The organism is Sphingomonas sorbitolis, assembly GCF_036663875.1.
Taxonomy (GTDB): Bacteria; Pseudomonadota; Alphaproteobacteria; order Sphingomonadales; family Sphingomonadaceae; genus Sphingomonas.
Genome location: NZ_JAXOJS010000002.1, coordinates 666901 through 687434, shown reverse-complemented (window position 1 = coordinate 687434; position 20534 = coordinate 666901). Strand labels below are relative to the sequence as shown.

Genomic DNA, 20534 nt, shown 5'->3' with positions numbered 1-20534 from the left:
GCGCGCTGCGCTTCGTTATAACCGTCCCCCCATTGGGCCCCGGCCTTCGCCGGGGTGGAGGTGTGGTGGAAGCGGAGGTCTGGGGCGTGCCCGTTATCTCAATCCTCCCCCGCCAGGGGGAGGTGGCGCCGAAGGTGACGGAGGGGGAGGGTACGGAACAGACGTTTTTCTATCCTCCCCCTCCGTCTGGCGAGTGCCAGCCACCTCCCCCTGGCGGGGGAGGATCGATATGGCTCACCTACTTCTTGATCAGCCCGATCTCGACCAGCCGCTCGTACAGATAATCATGCGCCGTGATCGGGGTCGGATAGCGGTTCGCGTTGTCCGGCGTGATCGTGCCCGGCAGCGTCTCGATCAGGAAGTCCGGCGCGGGGTGCAGGAAGAACGGCATCGAATAGCGTGAGTGACCGCGGCGCTCGGGGGGCGGGTTGACGACGCGGTGCGTGGTCGAGGGCAGCACGTTGTTGGTCAGCCGCTGGAGCATGTCGCCGACGTTGACGACCATCGCGCCCTCGGGTGGCTTGATCGACAGCCAGCGTCCGGTGGCTCGGTCGAGCAGTTCGAGGCCGGCTTCCTCGGCGCCGAGCAGCAGCGTGATCAGGTTGATGTCCTCATGCGCGCCGGCACGGACGCCTTCCGCATCGGCGGGTATCGGCGGGTAATGGAGCAGGCGGAGGATGCTGTTGCCGTCCTTTACCGCCGGGTCGAACCAGTCGGGCTTGAGCTTCAGGTGGCGCGCGATCGCGGACAGGAGCTTGTCGCCGGCGCGGTCGAATGCGGCGAACAGTTCGAGGAAGACCGGCTTGAACCCCTCGGGGCGCGTCGGCCAGACGTTCGGCGCCATCGTGTCCGCATAGCGATGCCCCTTGGGCAGTTCGCGACCGACGTGCCAGAACTCCTTGAGGTCGACGACCTTGGCGTCCTTGGCGATCTCGGTCTTGAACGGCGTGTAGCCGCGCGCGCCGCCGCCGCCGGGGATGTGGTAGCCGCGCTTCTCGTCCTCGGGGAGGTCGAACAGGAGCTTGGTCTCGGCCCAGGCGCGCTCGATCAGGTCGGCGGGGATGCCGTGGTCGGCGACGATCGCGAAGCCGTACCGCTCGAACGATTCGCCGAACGCGGCGGCAAAGCCATCGGGGTCGGTGTCCTGCCTAGCGAGGCTGAGCGTCGGGACCTGGGCGGCGGGGGTGTCGAGCATGAGGTTCGTGTCCGAATTGGGGGACGCCCGATATAGGGGATCGTGGGTGTGGTGCCAAATGCCTGGGTTAGGGTGGGTTTACATTTTGAACGATCCTCCCCCGCCAGGGGGAGGTGGCGCCGAAGGTGACGGAGGGGGAGAACATGGGGCAGGTGTGGCTCTTACCTCCCCCTCCGTCTGCCAAGCGCCAGCCACCTCCCCCTGGCGGGGGAGGATGTAGATTAGCCGCTAATGACGATCGTGCCGGTCGCCTTGTCCTTGCCGTCGGGGGCGAGTTCGAGGCGGAAGGGTTTGTTTTCGTCGGTCGTCCCGATCAGGTTCGCGCCCTCGGGATGCACCTGGTAGCCGACCTTGCCGAGCCGCTCGGCGAACCAGTCGCGGACGATTGTCGGGGTGGCGGGGCTGGCGAACGCTACGCGCAACCCGCCGGCCTTGTCGTCGCCGACGATGTTGAGCGTCTTGATCGATGACCCCGGATACAGGCGCACGCCGTTGAGATCAAAATTGCCGGTGTCGATCTTGATCTTCGGCAGCTTCACCGAGCCCTGGAAGCCGGGGACGTCGATCTTCATCTCGCCGGTCTCGCCATTGATCGCGCCGAGGACGTTGCCGCCGTCGGCGTTGATCGAGACCGACGCGCCTTCGTTCGAGCGATCGCAGGCGGACAGTGCGAGTGCGCCGGCAAGGCTGACGGTGGCGAGCAGGAGCGGGCGGATCATGGCTTTCTCCGATGTGTATTGGTATGATAATACAGATAGGAGGCATCGGCGTATCGCGCAATCATCTCCGAACCGCGCCGGTTAGCGGGTTTCGCAAGACCGGCCGAGCGGGTAAAGGCGCAGGCATCATGCAGACCCAGGATCCCCAATCCGACGCGCCAGCGATGCGCGGCGCGCCGATCGGTTTCGTCGAGTTCGTCGCGCTCGTCGCCTCGCTGATGTCGCTCACCGCGCTCGGCATCGACTCGATGCTGCCCGCGCTGCCGGCGATCGGCGACTCGCTCGGCGTCGCGACGGAGAACGGGCGGCAGTTCGTCGTGACCGCGTTCGTGATCGGCTTCGGCGTCGCGCAGCTCGTCCACGGGCCGCTCGCGGATCGGTTCGGGCGGCGAACCGTGCTGCTCTGGTCGCTCGTCCTGTACATCATTGCCAACGTCGCCTGCGCGACCGCGGGGAGTTTCACGCTGTTGCTGGCCGCACGCGCATTCGGCGGTGCGGTGATTGCCGCCGCGCGGGTCGCGACGATCGCGCTGGTCCGTGACTGCTATCACGGGCGGGCGATGGCGCGGGTGATGTCGATCGCGTTCATGGTGTTCATGATCGTCCCCATTCTCGCGCCGACGTTCGGCTGGACGGTGCTCCAGTTCGGCGACTGGCGCGCGATCTTCTGGACCGTGGCGGTGCTGACGCTGGGCGTGCTGGTGTGGTTCTATCTGCGGATGCCCGAGACGCTGGCGCCCGAGAACGTTCTGCCGATTACCCCGCGCCGCATCCTTAGCGACTGGCGGCAGACGGTCGCCGATCGTAATTCGCTTGGCTATACGCTCGCGTCGACCGCGTTGATGGGCGCGCTGTACGGGTATCTCAATTCGATCCAGCAGATCATGGCGGACGTGTTCCACAAGCCGACTTTGCTGGCGCTGATCTTCGCGACGACGTCGGTGACGATGGCGGCGTGCAACCTGCTCAACTCGCGGATCGTGATGCGGCTGGGGACGCGGTTGATCAGCCACGGCGCGTTGTCGGTGTTGATCCTGGTGTCGCTGGTGCATCTGTTCGCGATTGAGATCGGGTTCGAGACGTTGGTCAGTTTCGCGATCTTCCAGGCGCTGACGCTCGGGTGTTTCGGCCTTGCCACGTCGAACTTCTCGGCGATGGCGATGGAGAATATGGGGCGGATCGCGGGCACCGCATCGAGCGTGCAGGGATTCCTGAGCGTGACGATCGGCGCGGTGATCGGCGCGCTGATCGGGCAAGCGTTCAATGGCACGACGGTGCCGCTGGTCGCCGGGTTCCTGGTTGCCGGTCTCGCCGCGCTTCTCGCCATCCTGATCACCGAGCGGGGGCGCCTGTTCCGCCCTGCGTCGACGGCGCCGTTGCGCGCTTGAAGGAACCACCGCGCACGTCCACCGTTCGCATCCGGTAGGCCCGCAGCGTGCGGGCGTCCTGAACGAGGGAGTGTGACGATGGGCGGACATCAGGTGCCGAGTGCCGGTTCGGGCGACGACGGCTATGACGAAGAGGGCTATGACGAGAGCCAGCGCGCCGAGATCCTCGAGGCGACGCGCAGTGGCCCGACCGATGGCGTCATCCTGACCGATCTCGATCCGGACCTTGGCGAGGACGACATCGACGACGAGTCGATCGACGAGACGAAGATGGACTCCGAAGAGGTCGGCGAGAGCGATGCCTCGGTCACGATGGACGAAGACGACATGGACGAGGATGACGTCCAGGACGAACTCGACGATGGCAGCATCGACGACGACGAGGACCTCAAGGATGCCGACGACGTCGCGCTGAAGCCCTAACCCACGAAACCCTGAACGACCCGCGACGCGCCAACGATCGGCGCGTCGCCGCTAACCGGTGGCGTTGGCGAGGATCGCCAGGTCCCGCGCATCGAACGCAGCGCCCGTCGCATCGGTCTGCCCCTCCACGACATTGCTCGAAACCGCATTTCCGGCGGCTGGTTTCGGCGCGTCGCTGGCCACGTCATAGGCCGTCCACACGATACCGGCGGACCAGAACAGCGCCGCCCAGCGGCTGCGGAACAGACGTGAAAACCCCATCGATGCTGCATTGCACATCGATCGTCACCCACTGATAAACAGATAGCGTTAATGCCGGCATCCGCTGCTTTTTGCCGCTTTTCCGCTGTATTCCGGGCTAGTTCGCCGCGGTGAAGCCATCGTTCGTTCATGTAACTGACAGGAACCGTTGCTGTAACGCAACACAGACGAACAGTTCCCCGGCAGTTCCCCGAATGTGACGTTTTTTGTGCAACCATGTGCCCGCCGGCCTGTTTCGACTTGCCTGGACCGAACCGACGCACCGTGCAGTCGGGGATCCACGCAACACTCGAGATAAGGTCACACGCATGCGTAAGCTTTCCCTGGCAATCGCCCTCGCCGCCGCAACGGTCGCAGTTCCCGCCTTCGCGCAGGACATGTCGGCACCGGCCCCCACCGACAACAGCGCACAGCCCGGCGAAGCAGCAGCTCCGGACGGCTCGAAGGCATTCGGCATCGAGCCGTACTTCGGCGTCATGGGTGGTTGGGAGCAGTTCGACAACGAGCGCGGCCACGGCATCCCGCAGGCGCTGAACGCCGACAACTCGCTCCGTCGCGGCTACAAGCCATCGGGCTCGCTGGTCCAGGGCGTGCTCGGCGTGAACGTGCCGCTCGGCCCGGTCTTCGTCGGCGCAGAAGGCAACGTGATCAAGGGCATCGATGGCAACATCGATTGGGAATACGGCGCAGCAGGCCGCTTCGGCTTCCGCGCTGGCGACAGCGGCCTGATCTACGGCAAGGTCGGCTACCAGTGGGTCAACTTCGACCATTTCTCGGCACGCTCGACCAACGGTGGCGACACCGGTCGTGACTACAGCGCGATCACCTACGGCATCGGCGCAGAAGTCGGTCCGCAGAGCATCGGCCTGAAGGGCATCACCGGCAACGCAGGCTTCCGCATCCGCGCCGAGGTCAACACCTTCGGCGACGCGCAGAGCTTCCGTCCGATGCTCGGTATCATCACGCACTTCTAAGCTTTTGCCTCGCAAGAGATTCAAGCTGGACGCGTAACGGGGGCGGGGAGTGGCTAGGGCCATTTCCCGCCCTTCGCGTGTCTGGCGTTTCCGGCGTGTCGGGCGAGTGAAGTATAGGAAGTGTAGACGCTCGCACGGTAATCGCGGGAGGTTGCGCGGGGGCGCGTAAGGGCGGGAAGTGGCGACACGTTCCGCCCTTCGCGTGTCTGGCGTTTCCAGTGGGTTGGCGAGTGAAGTATAGGAAGTGCAGACGCTCGCACGATCGTCGCAGGAGGGCGCATGCTGGACGCATCGCGGGGTGCGTGCACGCTGCGCTGGACTGGAGTGAGGGCTGGCATGCGTCGAGCTGGGCATGTCGGCCCCGTGTAGGACAGCGAAATCTGGCGCGTTCGCAAGCGGGTGCAATGCTGGTCCGATTCATCCAGGACGTGACCTGCGCGATGTTCACGATGCGTTCGCCTCGTTTCCGACTCCGCTCGCCGCAAGACCGGGTCGCGCCAAGGTGACTTCCGCGCGCGCGCGCGTAGGCGCGAGCGATGATGGAGTATGTGTTTGATTTCATGCGGTTGCTCGGCGGCGACCGCGCTGGCGCCACGCGTGGCCGTGGGGGCTCGGCGCGCGGTACCAGGCCGGGAGTCCTGCTGCAGCTCCGCCTGGTGTTCTACGGCGTGCTGCTCGGGCTGATGATGCCGGTGATCCGCCAGATCGACTGGGCGGCGCTGGTGCCGCCCGGATTGAAGATCGAATGGCCGACCGGGTTCGGCATCGCCTGGCCTGCCGGGCATCTGCGCGTGCCGGGTGGCTGGGGTTGGGGCGCGGACGCGGCCAAGGCGGAGGCGTCGGCCGCGGCTGCCGGAGCGGCGACCACGGCCGGTGCCGCCACGACTGCCACCGGCGCGCTGGCGACTGCGGCGGGTGTCGCCAGTGCGGCGACGACCGTGGCGGCGGCAGCGTCCGCGCTGTCGGGCGGCAAGGCGGTCTCCGCGCGCTTCACGATCTGCGGCCACGCCAAGCGGATCGACTGCATGGTCGACGGCGACACGTTCTGGATGGCGGGCACCAAGATCCGCATCGCCGACATCGACACGCCGGAGACCCACCCGCCGCGCTGCGCCCGCGAAGCGCGTCTGGGGCAGGTGGCGACGCTGAAGATGCAGGCGCTGCTCAACGCCGGACCCTTCACGCTGACCCCGATCCGGCGCGACGTCGACCGCTACGGGCGGAAGCTGCGCATCGTCGAGCGGGGTGGGGTATCGCTGGGGGCGGTACTGGTCCGCCACGGACTCGCGCGCCGTTATGGTGGCGGCAAGCGCTCGCCTTGGTGTTGATGGTGTGAGCTGCCGCTGGTCGTGATTGCCGTCGAGGTATATCTTCGAGTCGATGCCTCGCGAAGATGCCCTGTTCGATACGAGCGATCCAGCTGCGGAGGCTAATGCCGATGCACGGGCGGATGCGGACGTGCGCAACGGGCGGCTGATCAGTCACGACGCAGTCAAGCGCTGGCTATCGTCATGGGGTTCGCCCCAGCCTCGACCCAGACCCCGCGTCGGTGATTAGTTGCGCATCGTCTGGAAGGACGATGCCGTCGCCAATCTAGAGGCGATTGTCATGGGTCGTCAGGCGGCGGAGAGGGCTTGTTCGTCCGTCAGTCCCAGCCGGCGATGAAGGCTGTCGGCCGACAATTCGAACCCGTTGGGCCAGGCGAGGGCGCCGCTCTCGATGAAGGCGCGGGCGAAGTAGGCGGGGTCGGCAAGAGGGCGCGTCATGACCGTATCGCGTGCGATGAGATCGGCGGCCGACCAGAGCGCCGCAGCGCCATCCGAAAATACGAGCTGCAGGGCGTCGTCACCTTCTACGGTTACGCGGACGAGTTTAATCATCAAGGTCTGCACCGGCGATCATCTCCAGCGGCAACAGGTCGACGCCGCGCTGCCAGTTTGCCATGAGTTCGGGGGTATGGTCGAGAGCCCATTGCTGCACGATCCGTTCCGCCTTACGGGGCAAGCTGCCGCGGATGATCTTGCCGTCCATGATCCGCACGAACGCCTCGAAGCCCTGATAGCTGGCGTGGAAATGCGGCGGCGGATGATCGTCGAAATACATCCGGATCACGATCCCGAAGAAGAGCGAGATTACGGGCATTGGACGAGATAAGCTCAATTCTGTTCGAACGACAGAAAGTTATATCGATACTTGAGAGTTCCAATCTCGAATCAGAGAGCCCAGACGTGCCATATCCCGATCGGAAAGCGAGCCACTATGCATTATTACGTTGCGTGATCGCTCAACCACTTCGAATACACTCTTCACCCAAGGAACATTGGGGAGGTATGGTTCAAAATTGTCGAAGTTATTTTCGATAATTGCCGCCAGGTTGGGAAGCATTGTGAATCTTATCGGGTCATCGCCACGTTGAACATGCCATCGAACCTTTTCCTCTGCCTCCTGCCGATTTTTTGCTGCAGTCCTCACTCGATCTGAAACGCAGTTCTCCCACCAACCTTCACCCGCAGCTTCTGCTAAAACTCTAGAAATCAATTCACGAACTGAATTTTCGAATGCCGCGACCGCAATGTAAACGAATGACATTTTCTCTGCAGTGGCAACGTAGTCTACATCAAGAACATTTATACCAAGCGTTTGCCGTAGGTCTTCAACGGACGCGGATAGATCATATCGGGTTCGGCGCCCCGCTCGATCAAGGGCGGCCTCCGTCAGCTGCCCTCGAAATACGAAGCTGTAAGGTTCGCCTTCGTTCATCCAAAAAGGTGCTCGCTGAGGCTACGAAATAGAGCATCATACACCTGAGGGTCGCGCGTCTCAGGCAATATTATTTGAATATTATAATGGAGGCCACCTAGGTTTCTTGCAGGTTGGTGAGTGCTGCGATCGTTTCTTGGCTTGGCCCTCTGACGTAGTTCGATAGGCTCTTCATCATAACGAGTAGAGCGATCGCTTTCAGCGTTTTCGTTGTCGGCAACGTCTTGAACGTTCGGCAACGACGAAAAATCAGACAGCTTCACCAAAGCCTGAAAGGTCGTTGCCATCTTATCCAAAACAGATTCGCTAAAACCTCCTTGAGAAAGGGTCTTGAACTTGTTAACTAATTCACTCTTGGTAAGATTCTGAGCATTAATATTTACGGAAAATATATCCGTATATGACTCTCGAACGGCATCGGCTAATATTGCCGCGGATTGTGTTTGATCCAAAAAGCTAAAATAGCGCTGCGTTGGCCTGCCTTGATCGTCTAAAAATCCAAGTGACTTTAGTACGCCGATTATTAAACGGTCCGCGGCACTTTTGAACTCCAAAGACTCGAGAAACCGCGTGGTAAACCTCTCGGGAGCCTTTGCTTGTTGTATTGATTCGAAGATAGCGCCCAAATTCTTCGTACTAGTTAAGTAGGATTTTGGAAGCGCCACCCTTGTGTTCCCTTATTTCGCTGCTACGCCCGCAATAGAGAACATATCGGCACTTTGCTGTCTAGTATCCTCTTTTGCCGCTGGGGATTTCTTTGCGGTCTGGCGCTTGTCGAAGAAGTTTCAAACGTCGTTCGACCCGCCCTTGGTCGCCGCCTTCGAATACCCGGCAGCACTTTGTTCGAAGAGGTCGGGGTGCTCGACGTCTTTGAACATCAGCGCGGGCATGGGCAAAGCCCATGCCGTCGGACGGCGCCTATAGCGCCGCCGGCCGGTCGCACCGCCGAGGGCGGGGTTTAGCCTTCGCTAAACCCTCGCGCGATGCGACTTACTCAGCCGCAACCGAGTCGCTGAACATGTCCCGAACCTCACTCAGGTCCACATTCGCAGCAGGCCCCTTCTTCGCGGTCTGGCGCTTGTCGAACGAGTCCCAGACGTCGTTCCACTGGCCCTTGGTCGCGGCCTTCGAATATTCGGTGGCGCGCTGTTCGAAGAAGTTGGCGTGCTCGACGCCGTTGAGCATCGGGGCGAGCCAGGGCAGCGGGTGCTCGTCGATCATGTAGATCGGCTTCAGGCCGAGTTGAGTCATGCGCCAGTCGGCGATGAAGCGGATGTACTTCTTGATCTCCTTGGGAGTCATGCCGTTGACCGGGCCCATCTCGAAGGCGAGGTCGATGAAATTGTCCTCGAGGCGGATCGTCGTCTGGCAGACGTCGGCGATGTCGTCCTTGACCGCCTTGGTCAGGCACTGGCGCTCCTGACAGAAGGTGTGGAACATCTTGATGATGCCCTCGCAGTGGAGGCTCTCGTCGCGGATCGACCAGGTGACGATCTGGCCCATGCCCTTCATCTTGTTGAAGCGCGGGAAGTTCATCAGCATCGCGAACGACGCGAACAGCTGGACGCCCTCGGTGAAGCCGCCGAACATGGCCAGCGTGCGCGCGATGTCCTCGTCGTTGTCGACGGTGAACTGCTGCATGTAATCATGCTTTTCCTTCATCTCGGCATATTCGAGGAAGGCGCCGTACTCGCTCTCGGGCATGCCGATGGTGTCGAGCAGATGGCTGTAGGCGGCGATGTGGACCGTCTCCATGTTGCTGAACGAGGTCAGCATCATCTTGATCTCGGTCGGCTTGAACACGCGGCCGTATTTCTCGTGGTAGCAATCCTGCACCTCGACATCGGCCTGCGTGAAGAAGCGGAAGATCTGCGTGAGCAGGTTGCGCTCGTGATCGCTGAGCTTCTGCGCCCAATCGCGGCAATCCTCGCCCAAGGGCACTTCCTCGGGGAGCCAGTGGAGCTGCTGCTGGCGCTTCCAGAACTCGAACGCCCAGGGGTATTCGAACGGCTTGTACTGCTTGGAGGCGTGAAGGAGGGACATGGGGTAAGCCTTTCGGACTAAAAAACGAAGAGAAGGATAAGAGCGATCGCGCCGATGGCGGCGATGATGAAGGCGGTGCGGTGCTGGCTTTCGCGCGTGGGGTAGGCGGCGTTGACGCGCCCGGCCTGCGCGTCGCGTTCGCGCATCCGGTCGCCGAAGACGAGGATCGCCACGCCGCCGAGCAAGGCGACCGTGCCGCCGATGCCCATCATGAGCTTTGCTATGCTTTCCATGTCGGGGCTTCCTCGTGGAGGCGCGCGGGATGGCCGCGGCGGCGTGACGGACAATCGACGAACGCGGTCATGTTTCCGTGCTCCACTGCCACATCGCGGCGGCGGACATCGCGAGGACGATCGCGCCGGAGGTGAGCATGATGCCGATCATGCGGAATGCGTAGGTCTGTTGCTCGGTGATGCTCGGGCTGCGCAACCGGAGCAGCATCCCGGTGCCGACGATTCCGAGCACGCCCGCGACCACGAACATGATAGCTGAACCATACGTCATGCGACCAACTCGCCCGGCGCGCGTTCAGCACCCGAACCCCAAACAGGAGAACGACCATGGTCGATGCAACCAAGATCCAGGAACATGCCGAAGTCATCGGCGCGGACGGCGTCCATGTCGGCACCGTCGACAAGGTCGAAGGCAACCGCATCAAGCTGACCAAGAAGGACTCGGGCGCGCAGGTCGTCGAGGGCACGGGCAGCCATGAAGGGCATCATCACTTCATCTCGCTCGGGCTGGTCGCGGATATCGAGGACGGCAAGGTCCGGCTTTCGGCCAACGCCGACGTGGCGGTGACGTTCGAAGAAGAGGCCTGACGCGAACGCGGTGCGTTCGATACGCGCCGCATAGCCAGTCCGAGCCCCGGTCCGCTTCGTGCGGGCCGGGGTTTTTTGCGTCAGGCGCGCCCCGGTCCGTGATGCACGGGCCGGGGTCACGCTTGAACGCCGAGAGGCCTTACTGGCAGGCAAGGCACTCATCGTAATCCTTCGACTCGACGTCGATCTGGCGCAGGTCGATCGTGTTGTCCGCCTCGACGCCGCCGGCGAAGCCCGCGCGCTGGACCGACTTCGAACGCAGGTAATAGAGCGACTTGATGCCGAGCTCCCACGCGCGGAAGTGGAGCATGAGCAGGTCCCACTTCTCGACGTCGGCGGGGATGAACAGGTTCAGCGACTGCGCCTGGTCGATGTAGGGCGTGCGATCCGCGGCGAGTTCGAGCAGCCAGCGCTGGTCGATCTCGAAGCTCGTCTTGTAGCAGTCCTTTTCCTCGACCGAGAGGAAGTCGAGATGCTGGACTGAGCCGCCCTGTTCGAGGATCGAGTTCCAGACCGCGTCCGAGTTCTTCGACTTCTCGCTCAGCATCTTCTCGAGATACGGGTTCTTGATCGAGAAGCTGCCCGACAGCGTCTTGTGCGTGTAGATGTTCGCCGGGATCGGCTCGATGCAGGCCGACGTGCCGCCGCAGATGATCGAGATCGACGCGGTCGGCGCGATCGCCATCTTGCAGCTGAACCGCTCCATCGCGCCGACGTCGGCGGCATCGGGGCAGGGGCCGCGCTCGATCGCGAGCTGCATCGAGGCTTCGTTCGCCTGGCTGCTGATGTGCTTGAACATCCGCAGGTTCCACGACTTCGCCATCGCGCCCTCGAACGGGATGCCGCGTGCCTGGAGGAACGAGTGGAAGCCCATCACGCCGAGCCCGACCGACCGCTCGCGGCCCGCGCTGTAGGCGGCGCGTTCCATGCCGGGTTCGTGGCGGTCGATGTAATCCTGCAGGACGTTGTCGAGGAAGCGCATGACGTCCTCAATCAGGCCCTTCTCGTCCTTCCACTGATCCCAGGTCTCGAGGTTCAGCGACGACAGGCAGCAGACCGCGGTACGCTCGTTGCCGAGGTGATCCTTGCCGGTCGGCAGCGTGATCTCCGAGCACAGGTTCGAGGTCGAGACCTTGAGGCCGAGCTCGCGGTGATGCTTGGGCATCGCCTTGTTCACGTGATCGGCGAAGACGATGTACGGCTCGCCGGTCTGGAGGCGGGTCTCGACGAGCTTCTGGAACAGCGAGCGCGCATCGACGGTGGCGCGGATCGCCTGGTCCTTCGGCGAGCGGAGATGCCATTCCTCGCCATTGCGGACGGCTTCCATGAAGTCGTCGGTGATCAGCACGCCGTGGTGAAGGTTGAGCGCCTTGCGGTTGAAATCGCCCGAGGGTTTGCGGATTTCGAGGAATTCCTCGATCTCGGGGTGCGAGACGTCGAGATAGACCGCGGCCGAGCCACGGCGCAGCGAACCCTGGCTGATCGCGAGCGTCAGCGAATCCATGACGCGGACGAACGGAATGATGCCGCTGGTCTTGCCGTTAAGGCCGACCGGCTCACCGATGCCGCGGACGTTGCCCCAATAGGTGCCGATGCCGCCGCCGCGCGAGGCGAGCCAGACATTCTCGTTCCAGGTGTCGACGATTCCGCCGAGGCTGTCGGGGACCGAGTTGAGGTAGCACGAGATCGGCAGGCCGCGGCCGGTGCCGCCGTTCGAGAGAACGGGGGTGGCGGGCATGAACCAGAGCTTCGAGATCGCGTCGTACAGACGCTGCGCGTGGCCGGCGTCATCGGCGTACGCGGAGGCGACGCGGACGAACAGGTCCTGGTAGCTCTCGCCCGGGAGCAGGTAGCGATCCTTCAGCGTGTCCTTGCCGAATTCGGTCAGCAGCGCGTCGCGGCTGTGATCGACCTCGACCGGGTAGATCTGTGCGCGCACGGAATGACTGTCCTGCGCCTGGCGGGGGGCCTTCGGAGCCTCGGCTTCGATGGTGGGGGCTGCTTGGTCGATCGTGTCTGTGGTCATGTCGCTATCCCGGCTGCTGTCTCTGAAATCCATCGAAACCGCTCCTAGTGTTCTGTATTCGTTCGAATCGGCGTCATGTCGCCATGCTACCATCGGACGGCCCCGAACGGGAGAACAAAAAGTGACCATCGCGGCGGTGGAAGGCGCGCTTACGGTCATATCGCATAAGACTATGCGAAGGTTGTTCTACCAGCGATTGGGTCCGCCCCCGAACGCAACCCCAAGAGATTGTGCCAAAGCGCGATGAGACGCAAGGGGGTGCGGGGGGTGTCGGGGGTTCGGTTCGTCGTGTTCGTGAGCGGGTTGAGCGAGCCGAGGATTCGCGACGCGTGGAGTTCTGCGGGGTTCGCGATGTGCAAGGGAACGGGGCGGGAACGAAAAATTATTTCAGGGGTCAAAGTGGCAAATGTTGCTTTGGTTGTAACGCAGGGCGGGGGGGCGGTTGAGTGACTTCCGCCGTTTCTAGTTCCCCCGCGGAGGCGGGGGCCCAGGAGCCGCGAGCGTCGTCCTGCGTGATTCCTGGACCCCCGCCTTCGCGGGGGAACGGGAATTGTTCGGGATCCCGCCCACACCACCACCACACCACCCCGGCGGAGGCCGGGGTCCAATTGGGGGACGTCGCCAACGGAGCGGTGCGCGTCGTTACTGCGACCTTTCCATTTGGGCCCCGGCCTTCGCCGGGGTGGTGGCATTGGATGGGGGGCTGGCTCAGCCCTCGATGATCGTCCGGATCTGCGTGGCCAGCGCCTCCATCGCGAACGGCTTGGTGATCATCGACATGCCCGGTTCCAGGAAGCCCGCCGCGAGCGCGGCGTTTTCCGCATACCCCGTCATGAACAGCACGCGCAGCCCCGGGCGCATCGCCCGGCCGGCGTCGGCGACCTGGCGACCGTTCAACCCCGGTAGGCCGATATCGGTGACGAGCAGGTCGATCCGGTCCATCGTCCGCAACCGTTCGAGACCGGTCGGGCCGTCATGCGCCTCGACCGCCTGATAGCCGAGCTCGCCGAGCACCTCGACGATCAGCGACCGGACGACCGTATCGTCCTCGACCACCAGCACGACCTCACCCGCGTCGGTGGCGTGATCCTGCGTCAGGCCGGGGAGCGCCTCGTCCTGCTCCGCGTCGCCGTAATGGCGGGGGAGATAGAGCTTGATCGTCGTGCCCTGACCGACCTCGCTGTAGATCCTCGCATAGCCTTCCGACTGGCGCGCGAAGCCGTAGATCATCGACAGGCCGAGCCCGGTGCCCTGGCCGATCGGCTTGGTGGTGAAGAACGGCTCGAACGCTTTGGCGATCGTGTCCGCAGACATGCCAGTGCCGGTGTCCGAGACGCAGATGCAGACATAGCTACCCGGGCGGACGTCGCGCTGACTGGCTATGAAATGATCATCGAGCAGTGCGTTGGCCGTTTCGATCGTCAGCTTGCCACCATGCGGCATCGCATCGCGCGCGTTGATGACCAGGTTGAGCAGCGAATTCTCGAGCTGGTTGGGATCGCACAGCGTCGTCCAAAGGCCGGCGGCGAGCACCATCTTGAGCTCGACCTGCTCGCCGATGGTCCGGCGGAGCAGGTCCTCCAGCGAGGCGATCAGCGGGTTGACCTTGACCGGGCGCGGATCGAGCGGCTGGCGGCGCGAGAAGGCGAGCAGGCGATGCGTGAGCGAGGCTGCGCGGTTGGCGGCGGCGGTGGCGCCGGTGATGAAACGGTCCAGTTCGCTCACACGGCCTTGCGCGACGCGGCGCTGGACGATCTCCAGGCTGCCGGTGATGCCCTGCAACAAATTGTTGAAGTCGTGCGCGATACCGCCGGTGAGTTGGCCGACCGCCTCCATCTTCTGTGCCTGGCGGAGGGCTTCCTGTGCCTCGACCAGTTCCTGCGTGCGATCGCGGACGCGCTGTTCGAGGTCGGCATTGAGCGATTGCAGATCGCGTTCGAGCATCTTGCGATCGGTGACGTCCGCCCCCTCGACGAAGATGCCGACGACCGCGCCGTTAGCGTCGCGGATCGGCTGATAGACGAAATCGACGTAGCGATCGTCAATCGGACCGCCGGGTTCGGCCTGGACCGCATACAGCATGCCCGACGCGGTGAAGGGTTCGCCCGTCGTAAACACACCGTCGAGCAGGCCCAGAAACCCTTGTTCAACCGCGTCGGGGAGCGCCTCGGCGACGGTACGACCGAGCACGGGGCGGTGGCCGATCAGCTTGTCATAGCCGGGATTGGTCAGTTCGAACCGGTGATCGGCGCCGCGCAACATCGCCATGAAGGTCGGCGCCTGCGCGAACATCTGGCTCATTCGCTCGCGCTCGTCGCGTAGTGCGCGTTCGGTCTGGACTCGCTCGGTGCTTTCGTAGGTTGAGCAGAACATGCCGGCGACCGCACCGCTTTCGTCGCGCACCGGCGAATAGGAGAAGGTGAACCAGGTCTGCTCGTCATAGCCCTTGCGATTGGTGACCAGCGGCAGGTTTTCGAAGAACGACGCCTTGCCGCCGAGAGCGCGGTCGACGAGCGGGCCGATGTCCGACCAGAGTTCCGACCATATGACATCGAGCCGACCGCCGAGCGCGGCGGGGTGCTTGTCGTAGAGGATCCGCGCGTAATGATCGTTGTAGAGGAAGCCGAGTTTGGGTCCCCAGGCGACGCACATCGCGAATTCCGATGCAAGCATCAGCGAGACGATGGACCGCAGCGATTGCGGCCATTGCTCGATCGGCCCCAACGGAGACGTCGACCAGTCATGCGCGCGGATCATCTCGGCCATCTCGCCGCCGCCGGTCAAGAAATCGGCCTCGGCCGTCTGTAGGGTCATCTCAAATTCCTGCCGGGTCGCACGCCAGGCCGAATTTTACTCCGGGGTGCGTTCGATACGGCGACGCGTCGCACGTTTCTACCGGTTCGCAGGCAGGTCGGCGGGTCATCGGCACAGTTCGTCGGCCAATCGCGTCAGGCTGTCGACGCTATAGTCCCAATCCTGCGCGGCATCCGCATCGGGTGCGGAGCGGCCGCCATATTCCTGAGGGCGGTCGACATAGGCGGTCTGCAGGCCGGCGGCGCGCGCCGCAGCGAGGTCGCTGTGGTGCGCGGCGACGAGGCAAAGTTCGCCGGGAGCGATGCCGAGAAAACGCGCGGTGGCGAGGTAGGATTCGGGGAGCGGCTTGTAGATGCGACTGACTTCGGCGCCGAGGATCGCGTCCCAGGGAAGACCGGCGCGGCGGGCCATTTCCAGCATGAGCGCGATGTTGCCGTTGCTCAGCGTGACGATCGGGAAAGCGGCCTTGAGTCGGGTCAAGCCTTCGACGGAATCGGGCCATGGATCGAGCCGGTGCCACGCATGCGTGAGGTCGACGAGCGCGGCTTCGTCGAGCGTGGCGGGATCGATGGCGTGATGACGGAGCAGATCCTCCAGTGCCTCGCGGTGAAGCGTGTCGAGGATCACGAACGGACGGCGACCGCTGCGCACTTCCTCCAGCGCCGGCTGATAGCGTTTGCGCCAGCCATCGGCGAAGCGGTGCGGGTCGATATCGCCGCGGTTCAAGCGCGCGAGGAAGGGTGCTGCCTCGCGGGCGATGCCCGAACGCCAATCGACGACGGTGCCGAAAACGTCGAAGGCCAGGGCTTTGATGGACGCGCGATGTACCATGGAGGAGAGACGGTGGGGGCGGGGGTTGGTTCCCCGGAATGGGCGAGTTCGAGGCCTTTGCGCATGCTGGCGGTGAGCGCGTCGTCGACGCTTTGGCCCCCATCCCGGTAAAGGTCGGGACCCGATTTGGGCACGGGGGGTAGCGAACCCCGTCCTCTGTCACGACGACCTTTCCAGTTGGGGCCCCGCCTTCGCGCGGCTTACCCTACTTCACCCTACTTCACCCTGCGCGCCGAATGCGCGAGGCCTGTCCCTGGTTCAGCCGTTCCAGGTTGAACGCCTCGTGGAATTCGATCCCGGCCTTGCCGTCGCGCGCCCAGCGGACGCGGGCGGGGGTGAGTTGGTCCTCGATCAGTTCGATCTGCATCTCGACACCGTCGGGATTGCCGTCGATCCTTACCCCGTCGAGCATCGCGCCCGACGTCGATATGTCGCGGATGCGGACGTCGCCGCGTACCCCGCCGATCAGAATGCGCGCCGAGCGCAGCATCTTGGTTCGTGGCGCGCGGCTGACCTTGAAGCCGCTTGCGGTCGCTGCACCATTCTCGCCGCCGAGTTGCAGCAATGCCTCTTCGGCACGGACCGGACGGCCATATACATAGCCCTGGATGTGGCTGCACCCGAGATCGCGCAATAGGTCGATCTCGTCCTGCACCTCCACCCCCTCGGCAGTGGTCTCCATGCCGAGCGTGTCGGCGAGCGTGACGATCGCCTTGATGATCGCGGCGTTGCGGTTGCCGGGTTCGGCGGCGCCCTTCACGAACGACCGGTCGATCTTGATCTTGTCGAACGGCGCGTTGCGCAGATAGCCGAGCGACGAATAGCCGGTGCCGAAATCGTCGAGCGCGAGCCGGACGCCGACGCCTTTCAGCGCCTTGAACATCTGTTCGGACGAGCGCGTCTCGTCGAGGAACACGCCCTCGGTGATCTCGAGCTCGAGCCGGCCCGGCGCGATCCCCGACTGCGCGAGTGCGCTGGTCACGAGTGCGGGGAGGACCGGGTTGGCGAACTGGATCGGTGAGACGTTGACCGCGACGCGAATGCTGTCGGGCCAGCGCGCCGCCTCCAAACACGCGGTGCGCAGGACCCATTCGCCGATCGCCTCGATCAGCCCGCATTCCTCCGCCACGGGGATGAAGTCGGCGGGCGAGACGAGCCCCCGGGTCGGGTGGTTCCAGCGGATCAGCGCTTCATAGCCAACGATCCGCACCGATTTGGTGCTGACGACGGGTTGGTAGCACAGATGGAACGCGCCTTCCCCGAGGGCGACCCGCAGATCGTCTTCGAGCAGTTTGCGCGTCCGTGCGCCTGCGAGCATCTCGTCCGAGAAGAACCGGTGGACGCCGCGCCCGTCGCCCTTGGCGGCGTAGAGCGCAAGATCGGCGTTGCGGACCAGCGTCTCGGAGTCATCGCCATCGTTGGGCGCAATCGCGATGCCGATCGAGCAGCCGATCGTAACCGCGGTACCGCTGATGAAATAAGGCTGCGACAACGACGCGATCAGGTCGCGCGCGAGCACCGCGAGCGTATCGCGGTTGTCGATCCCCGGCAGCACGACCTTGAACTCGTCGCCGCCAAGTCGCCCGACCAGCCCAGCGTGGCCGACCCCGCGTTGCAGCCGTTGTGCGACCTGCTGCAGCAACGTGTCGCCCGCCTGGTGGCCAAGCGTGTCGTTGACCGCCTTGAACCGATCGAGATCCATCAGGAACAGCGATGTCGCGCGGTAGGGGCCGGTATTCTGCGCGAGCGTCTTGTCGAGCGAGACGCGCATCCGCTGGCGGTTAGCGAGCCCGGTCAGCCCGTCGAACAACGCCAGCCGCGTGATCTCCGCCTCCGACTTGCGCTTTTCGGTGAGATCGCTGCCCGAGCCGATGAAACCCTGGAATCGACCGAGATCGTCGACCATCGGCCGACCCGAGATCGACCACCATCGCTCGCAATCCTGCGCCGCGGCGCACACCGAATAGTCGGCGAACGAGGTTCTCGACGAGATGTGGAAGGCGAGCGTGCGTTCGGTGCCGGGCGCGTCGCTGTCCATCCGGAACAGATCGGTCAGCATCTGGCCGACCGCGTCGCCCGACGGGACGAGGTCGCGCGCGACCTTGGCGGACAGATAGGTCACGCGGCCCTGACGATCCGCCTCCCAGAACCAGCCGGCGCCATGGCCCTCGAACTCGGCGATCATCTTGACCGCGACGCGGCCTTCGTTGGAGGCGGTCGCACGCTCGAGTTCGAGCGCGTGATCGATCCGCGCGAGGCTGACCGTCGCGGCGATCAGGCACCCGAAGAACAGGAGCGCGATCGCGACGGCAATGGTGAAGCCGGCGAGGATCGCGAGCGCGAACACGAGGCCGGTGCCGACGCCGAGGATCGCTGCGCGAATCGGGTGAAGGCTGACCGCGGTGATGCCGATCGTCCCGGCGACCGCGATCGCGCTGCCAAACTGGATCGCGCCGTCCGGCGTCGATGTGACCGACCAGAGCAACGATGTGAGTGCGGCCCCCATGATCGCCGCACATATGGTGACGATCCAGTTGCGTCGGTGCGGCGCCAGTGCCTCCGTATCGGGAGCGCGGACCGTCACGAAAACCAGCAGCGACGCTAGCGTCAGAATGCCGCCATGCACGATGATCGCGCCAACCGATGCGTGATCGGCGGCATCGCCGACGGCGGCAAGGCAGATCAGCAGACCGCAGGTGACGATCTGGATCGCCAGGGCAAATGGCCAGACTGCGGCGACCTGCGCGAGCTTCAGCACGAACAGGTCGGTCACCTGATCGCCGATATCCGCGGCCAGCCCGAACAGCCCGCGCATTGCGAGATGGGGTGGCCGGTCTTGCGCACGGCGATCGGCGGAGGGAAGCGGGGCGTACATCGCGGTCTTCGTCACCTTGGCGGGGCAAAATGCCAGATATGGCGCGCGAAGCCCGAACACTCGCGTGACGCGGTACTCTACCCGAAGTGGTTTCTTTCGCGTAAATCGCCAAAGCGTTTTTCGCACGGAAACAAGGCGTTCGGTATGCCCGCGGCGGGACCCGCTCGGCAGGGATCCAATGTCGTCCGTCAAAAAATCCGGGGATAGCTATGCCTGCTGTCGCGTTGAGCGCGTGACCCCTTATCCACCGAGGCATTCCCCATGAGCGCAGTTTCCACGATCACGTCCGCCCTCGGGCTGGGCAAGAAGAAGGTCCGTTATGCGATCGTCGGGCTCGGCGACATCTCGCAGGCATCGATGATGCCCGGCGTCGCGCATACCGGCAACTCGGAGATTACCGCGCTGGTCACCGACGATCCGGTCAAGGCACGCGAGCTTGGCAAGACATACGGCGTCGAGGCGACCTATCGCTATGACCAGTTCGACGAGCTTCTAGCCTCGGGGCTGATCGATGCGATTTATATCGGGACGCCGAACTGGCGGCATGCCGAGTTCGCGATCCCCGCGTTGAAGGCCGGCATCCATGTCCTGTCGGAGAAGCCGCTGGAAATTTCGGTCGAGAAGGCCGAGGCAATCCGCGATGCCGAGCGTGCGTCGCCGGCGAAGCTAATGACCGCGTACCGGTTGCATTTCGAGCCGTCGACGCTCGATGCGATCCGGCGCATCCGGGCCGGTGAACTGGGCGAGCTGATCGCGTTCACCTCGTGCTTCACGCAGAAGGTCGATCCTGCCAATCACCGCGTGAAGAACGGCGTCATCGCCGGGCCGCTGTTCGACATGGGTCCGTATCCGATCAATGCGACGCGCTATCTGTTCGGGGCGGAGCCGACCGAAGTGGTTTCCGCGGTCGCCACGCGGCATCCCGAACTGGGGCTGGGCGATCTCGACGACACGTTCGCTGTGACGTTGCGCTTTCCCGGTGATCGGCTCGCGCAGTTCACAGTCTCTTATGCGGCGAACAACGTCGATAGCCTGACGATCTCGGGCACCGAGGGCAGCATCCACATGGACCCGGCGTATGGCTTCGGCGACGCGATGGAACAGCGCGTGACGATCGGCGAGACGAAGAGCCATGAGAGCTTCAAGCCGACCGACCAGTTCGGCGGCGAGATGCGCTATTTCTCCGACTGCATCCTCGAGGACCGCGATCCCGAGCCCGATGCGGAGGAGGGGCTTGCCGACCTGCGCGTGATGGAGGGCGTGCTGGAGGCGCTGAAGACGCGTGGGCCGGTGACGTTGCCGCCGTTCGTGCGGTCGCGTCGAATCTCGGCGGATCAGGAGCAGACGCTGTCGCCGATCAAGGAGCCCAAGCTCGTCCACGCCGCCAGCCCGACCGGCTGAGGC

The 20534-nt window shown here is 64.0% G+C and carries 21 protein-coding genes; 7 read left to right on the top strand and 14 right to left on the bottom strand.

Annotation, left to right across the window (positions count from 1 at the left end; genetic code table 11):
• Positions 1-238: 238 nt before the first annotated feature.
• Entirely contained in the window at positions 239-1195 is a 957-nt protein-coding gene (locus tag U1763_RS08460; protein WP_332754849.1) for an isopenicillin N synthase family dioxygenase, read from the bottom strand.
• A gap of 221 nt (positions 1196-1416) precedes the next feature.
• Complete coding sequence (locus tag U1763_RS08455) at positions 1417-1914, bottom strand: hypothetical protein (protein WP_332754848.1); 498 nt, start codon at positions 1912-1914, stop codon at positions 1417-1419.
• 128 nt (positions 1915-2042) lie between these two features.
• Between U1763_RS08455 and U1763_RS08450 the strand changes: the two genes are divergently transcribed.
• Both U1763_RS08450 and U1763_RS08445 read left to right on the top strand, forming a co-directional pair.
• On the top strand, positions 2043-3302 hold the full coding sequence (locus tag U1763_RS08450) for a multidrug effflux MFS transporter (RefSeq protein ID WP_332754847.1): 1260 nt from the start codon (positions 2043-2045) through the stop codon (positions 3300-3302).
• A gap of 78 nt (positions 3303-3380) precedes the next feature.
• Positions 3381-3725: a DNA primase gene (locus U1763_RS08445; RefSeq protein WP_132736360.1), complete on the top strand. Its 345-nt coding sequence runs from the start codon at positions 3381-3383 to the stop codon at positions 3723-3725.
• A 51-nt stretch (positions 3726-3776) separates the two neighbouring features.
• On the opposite strand, the gene U1763_RS08440 is transcribed toward U1763_RS08445, so the two are convergent.
• Positions 3777-3986 (bottom strand): hypothetical protein, encoded by a 210-nt coding sequence (locus U1763_RS08440; protein ID WP_332754846.1) that lies wholly within the window; start codon positions 3984-3986, stop codon positions 3777-3779.
• 308 nt (positions 3987-4294) lie between these two features.
• Here U1763_RS08440 and U1763_RS08435 point away from each other — a divergent pair, with 308 nt between their 5' ends.
• The 3 genes from U1763_RS08435 to U1763_RS21225 all read left to right on the top strand — a co-directional run bounded on the left by U1763_RS08435 (position 4295) and on the right by U1763_RS21225 (position 6517).
• On the top strand, positions 4295-4960 hold the full coding sequence (locus U1763_RS08435) for an outer membrane protein (RefSeq protein ID WP_132736355.1): 666 nt from the start codon (positions 4295-4297) through the stop codon (positions 4958-4960).
• A 539-nt stretch (positions 4961-5499) separates the two neighbouring features.
• Positions 5500-6288, top strand: a complete 789-nt coding sequence (locus U1763_RS08430; protein WP_332754845.1) for a thermonuclease family protein — start codon at positions 5500-5502, stop codon at positions 6286-6288.
• Between the two features lie 52 nt (positions 6289-6340).
• A complete protein-coding gene (locus U1763_RS21225) occupies positions 6341-6517 on the top strand; it encodes an antitoxin (RefSeq protein ID WP_503676873.1) in 177 nt (58 codons plus the stop codon).
• Positions 6518-6576: 59 nt separating this feature from the next.
• On the opposite strand, the gene U1763_RS08425 is transcribed toward U1763_RS21225, so the two are convergent.
• From U1763_RS08425 to U1763_RS08395, 7 genes are all read right to left on the bottom strand, one after another.
• Positions 6577-6852, bottom strand: a complete 276-nt coding sequence (locus U1763_RS08425) for a DUF2442 domain-containing protein (protein ID WP_332754844.1) — start codon at positions 6850-6852, stop codon at positions 6577-6579.
• Positions 6833-7102, bottom strand: a complete 270-nt coding sequence (locus U1763_RS08420; protein WP_332754843.1) for a DUF4160 domain-containing protein — start codon at positions 7100-7102, stop codon at positions 6833-6835. The genes U1763_RS08425 and U1763_RS08420 overlap by 20 nt, the downstream gene beginning before the upstream one ends.
• Before the next feature lie 39 nt (positions 7103-7141).
• Entirely contained in the window at positions 7142-7720 is a 579-nt protein-coding gene (locus U1763_RS08415) for a Swt1 family HEPN domain-containing protein (protein ID WP_332754842.1), read from the bottom strand.
• Positions 7717-8385: a DUF5343 domain-containing protein gene (locus U1763_RS08410; protein ID WP_332754841.1), complete on the bottom strand. Its 669-nt coding sequence runs from the start codon at positions 8383-8385 to the stop codon at positions 7717-7719. Before U1763_RS08410 ends, U1763_RS08415 begins: the two co-directional genes overlap by 4 nt.
• 325 nt (positions 8386-8710) lie before the next feature.
• Positions 8711-9763: a ribonucleotide-diphosphate reductase subunit beta gene (locus U1763_RS08405; RefSeq protein WP_056060836.1), complete on the bottom strand. Its 1053-nt coding sequence runs from the start codon at positions 9761-9763 to the stop codon at positions 8711-8713.
• 17 nt (positions 9764-9780) lie between these two features.
• The gene (locus U1763_RS08400; protein WP_332754840.1) at positions 9781-9996 is read right to left on the bottom strand and encodes a hypothetical protein; all 216 of its coding nucleotides are present in this window, start codon (positions 9994-9996) and stop codon (positions 9781-9783) included.
• Between the two features lie 67 nt (positions 9997-10063).
• Entirely contained in the window at positions 10064-10267 is a 204-nt protein-coding gene (locus U1763_RS08395; RefSeq protein ID WP_332754839.1) for a hypothetical protein, read from the bottom strand.
• Positions 10268-10323: 56 nt separating this feature from the next.
• Here U1763_RS08395 and U1763_RS08390 point away from each other — a divergent pair, with 56 nt between their 5' ends.
• On the top strand, positions 10324-10584 hold the full coding sequence (locus U1763_RS08390) for a DUF2171 domain-containing protein (protein WP_056055125.1): 261 nt from the start codon (positions 10324-10326) through the stop codon (positions 10582-10584).
• 139 nt (positions 10585-10723) lie between these two features.
• Here the strand turns inward: U1763_RS08390 and U1763_RS08385 are convergent, their stop codons facing one another.
• The 4 genes from U1763_RS08385 to U1763_RS08370 all read right to left on the bottom strand — a co-directional run bounded on the left by U1763_RS08385 (position 10724) and on the right by U1763_RS08370 (position 19190).
• The gene (locus U1763_RS08385; protein WP_056484645.1) at positions 10724-12643 is read right to left on the bottom strand and encodes a ribonucleoside-diphosphate reductase subunit alpha; all 1920 of its coding nucleotides are present in this window, start codon (positions 12641-12643) and stop codon (positions 10724-10726) included.
• A gap of 675 nt (positions 12644-13318) precedes the next feature.
• Positions 13319-15424, bottom strand: a complete 2106-nt coding sequence (locus U1763_RS08380; RefSeq protein ID WP_332754838.1) for a hybrid sensor histidine kinase/response regulator — start codon at positions 15422-15424, stop codon at positions 13319-13321.
• A 105-nt stretch (positions 15425-15529) separates the two neighbouring features.
• A complete protein-coding gene (locus U1763_RS08375) occupies positions 15530-16255 on the bottom strand; it encodes a haloacid dehalogenase type II (protein WP_332754837.1) in 726 nt (241 codons plus the stop codon).
• A gap of 220 nt (positions 16256-16475) precedes the next feature.
• Entirely contained in the window at positions 16476-19190 is a 2715-nt protein-coding gene (locus U1763_RS08370; RefSeq protein ID WP_332754836.1) for an EAL domain-containing protein, read from the bottom strand.
• Between the two features lie 201 nt (positions 19191-19391).
• Here U1763_RS08370 and U1763_RS08365 point away from each other — a divergent pair, with 201 nt between their 5' ends.
• Positions 19392-20531 (top strand): Gfo/Idh/MocA family protein, encoded by a 1140-nt coding sequence (locus tag U1763_RS08365; RefSeq protein ID WP_332754835.1) that lies wholly within the window; start codon positions 19392-19394, stop codon positions 20529-20531.
• The last annotated feature ends 3 nt before the right edge of the window (positions 20532-20534 follow it).

Coding starts and splice junctions, on each gene's coding strand:
- U1763_RS08380 (WP_332754838.1), bottom strand. CDS start 15,424: ATGACCCTACAGACGGCCGAGGCCGATTTCTTGACCGGCGGCGGCGAG.
- U1763_RS08455 (WP_332754848.1), bottom strand. CDS start 1,914: ATGATCCGCCCGCTCCTGCTCGCCACCGTCAGCCTTGCCGGCGCACTC.
- U1763_RS08435 (WP_132736355.1), top strand. CDS start 4,295: ATGCGTAAGCTTTCCCTGGCAATCGCCCTCGCCGCCGCAACGGTCGCA.
- U1763_RS08365 (WP_332754835.1), top strand. CDS start 19,392: ATGAGCGCAGTTTCCACGATCACGTCCGCCCTCGGGCTGGGCAAGAAG.
- U1763_RS08375 (WP_332754837.1), bottom strand. CDS start 16,255: ATGGTACATCGCGCGTCCATCAAAGCCCTGGCCTTCGACGTTTTCGGC.
- U1763_RS08385 (WP_056484645.1), bottom strand. CDS start 12,643: ATGGATTTCAGAGACAGCAGCCGGGATAGCGACATGACCACAGACACG.
- U1763_RS08415 (WP_332754842.1), bottom strand. CDS start 7,720: ATGAACGAAGGCGAACCTTACAGCTTCGTATTTCGAGGGCAGCTGACG.
- U1763_RS08405 (WP_056060836.1), bottom strand. CDS start 9,763: ATGTCCCTCCTTCACGCCTCCAAGCAGTACAAGCCGTTCGAATACCCC.
- U1763_RS21225 (WP_503676873.1), top strand. CDS start 6,341: ATGCCTCGCGAAGATGCCCTGTTCGATACGAGCGATCCAGCTGCGGAG.
- U1763_RS08450 (WP_332754847.1), top strand. CDS start 2,043: ATGCAGACCCAGGATCCCCAATCCGACGCGCCAGCGATGCGCGGCGCG.
- U1763_RS08395 (WP_332754839.1), bottom strand. CDS start 10,267: ATGACGTATGGTTCAGCTATCATGTTCGTGGTCGCGGGCGTGCTCGGA.
- U1763_RS08390 (WP_056055125.1), top strand. CDS start 10,324: ATGGTCGATGCAACCAAGATCCAGGAACATGCCGAAGTCATCGGCGCG.
- U1763_RS08420 (WP_332754843.1), bottom strand. CDS start 7,102: ATGCCCGTAATCTCGCTCTTCTTCGGGATCGTGATCCGGATGTATTTC.
- U1763_RS08400 (WP_332754840.1), bottom strand. CDS start 9,996: ATGGAAAGCATAGCAAAGCTCATGATGGGCATCGGCGGCACGGTCGCC.
- U1763_RS08460 (WP_332754849.1), bottom strand. CDS start 1,195: ATGCTCGACACCCCCGCCGCCCAGGTCCCGACGCTCAGCCTCGCTAGG.
- U1763_RS08445 (WP_132736360.1), top strand. CDS start 3,381: ATGGGCGGACATCAGGTGCCGAGTGCCGGTTCGGGCGACGACGGCTAT.
- U1763_RS08440 (WP_332754846.1), bottom strand. CDS start 3,986: ATGGGGTTTTCACGTCTGTTCCGCAGCCGCTGGGCGGCGCTGTTCTGG.
- U1763_RS08430 (WP_332754845.1), top strand. CDS start 5,500: ATGGAGTATGTGTTTGATTTCATGCGGTTGCTCGGCGGCGACCGCGCT.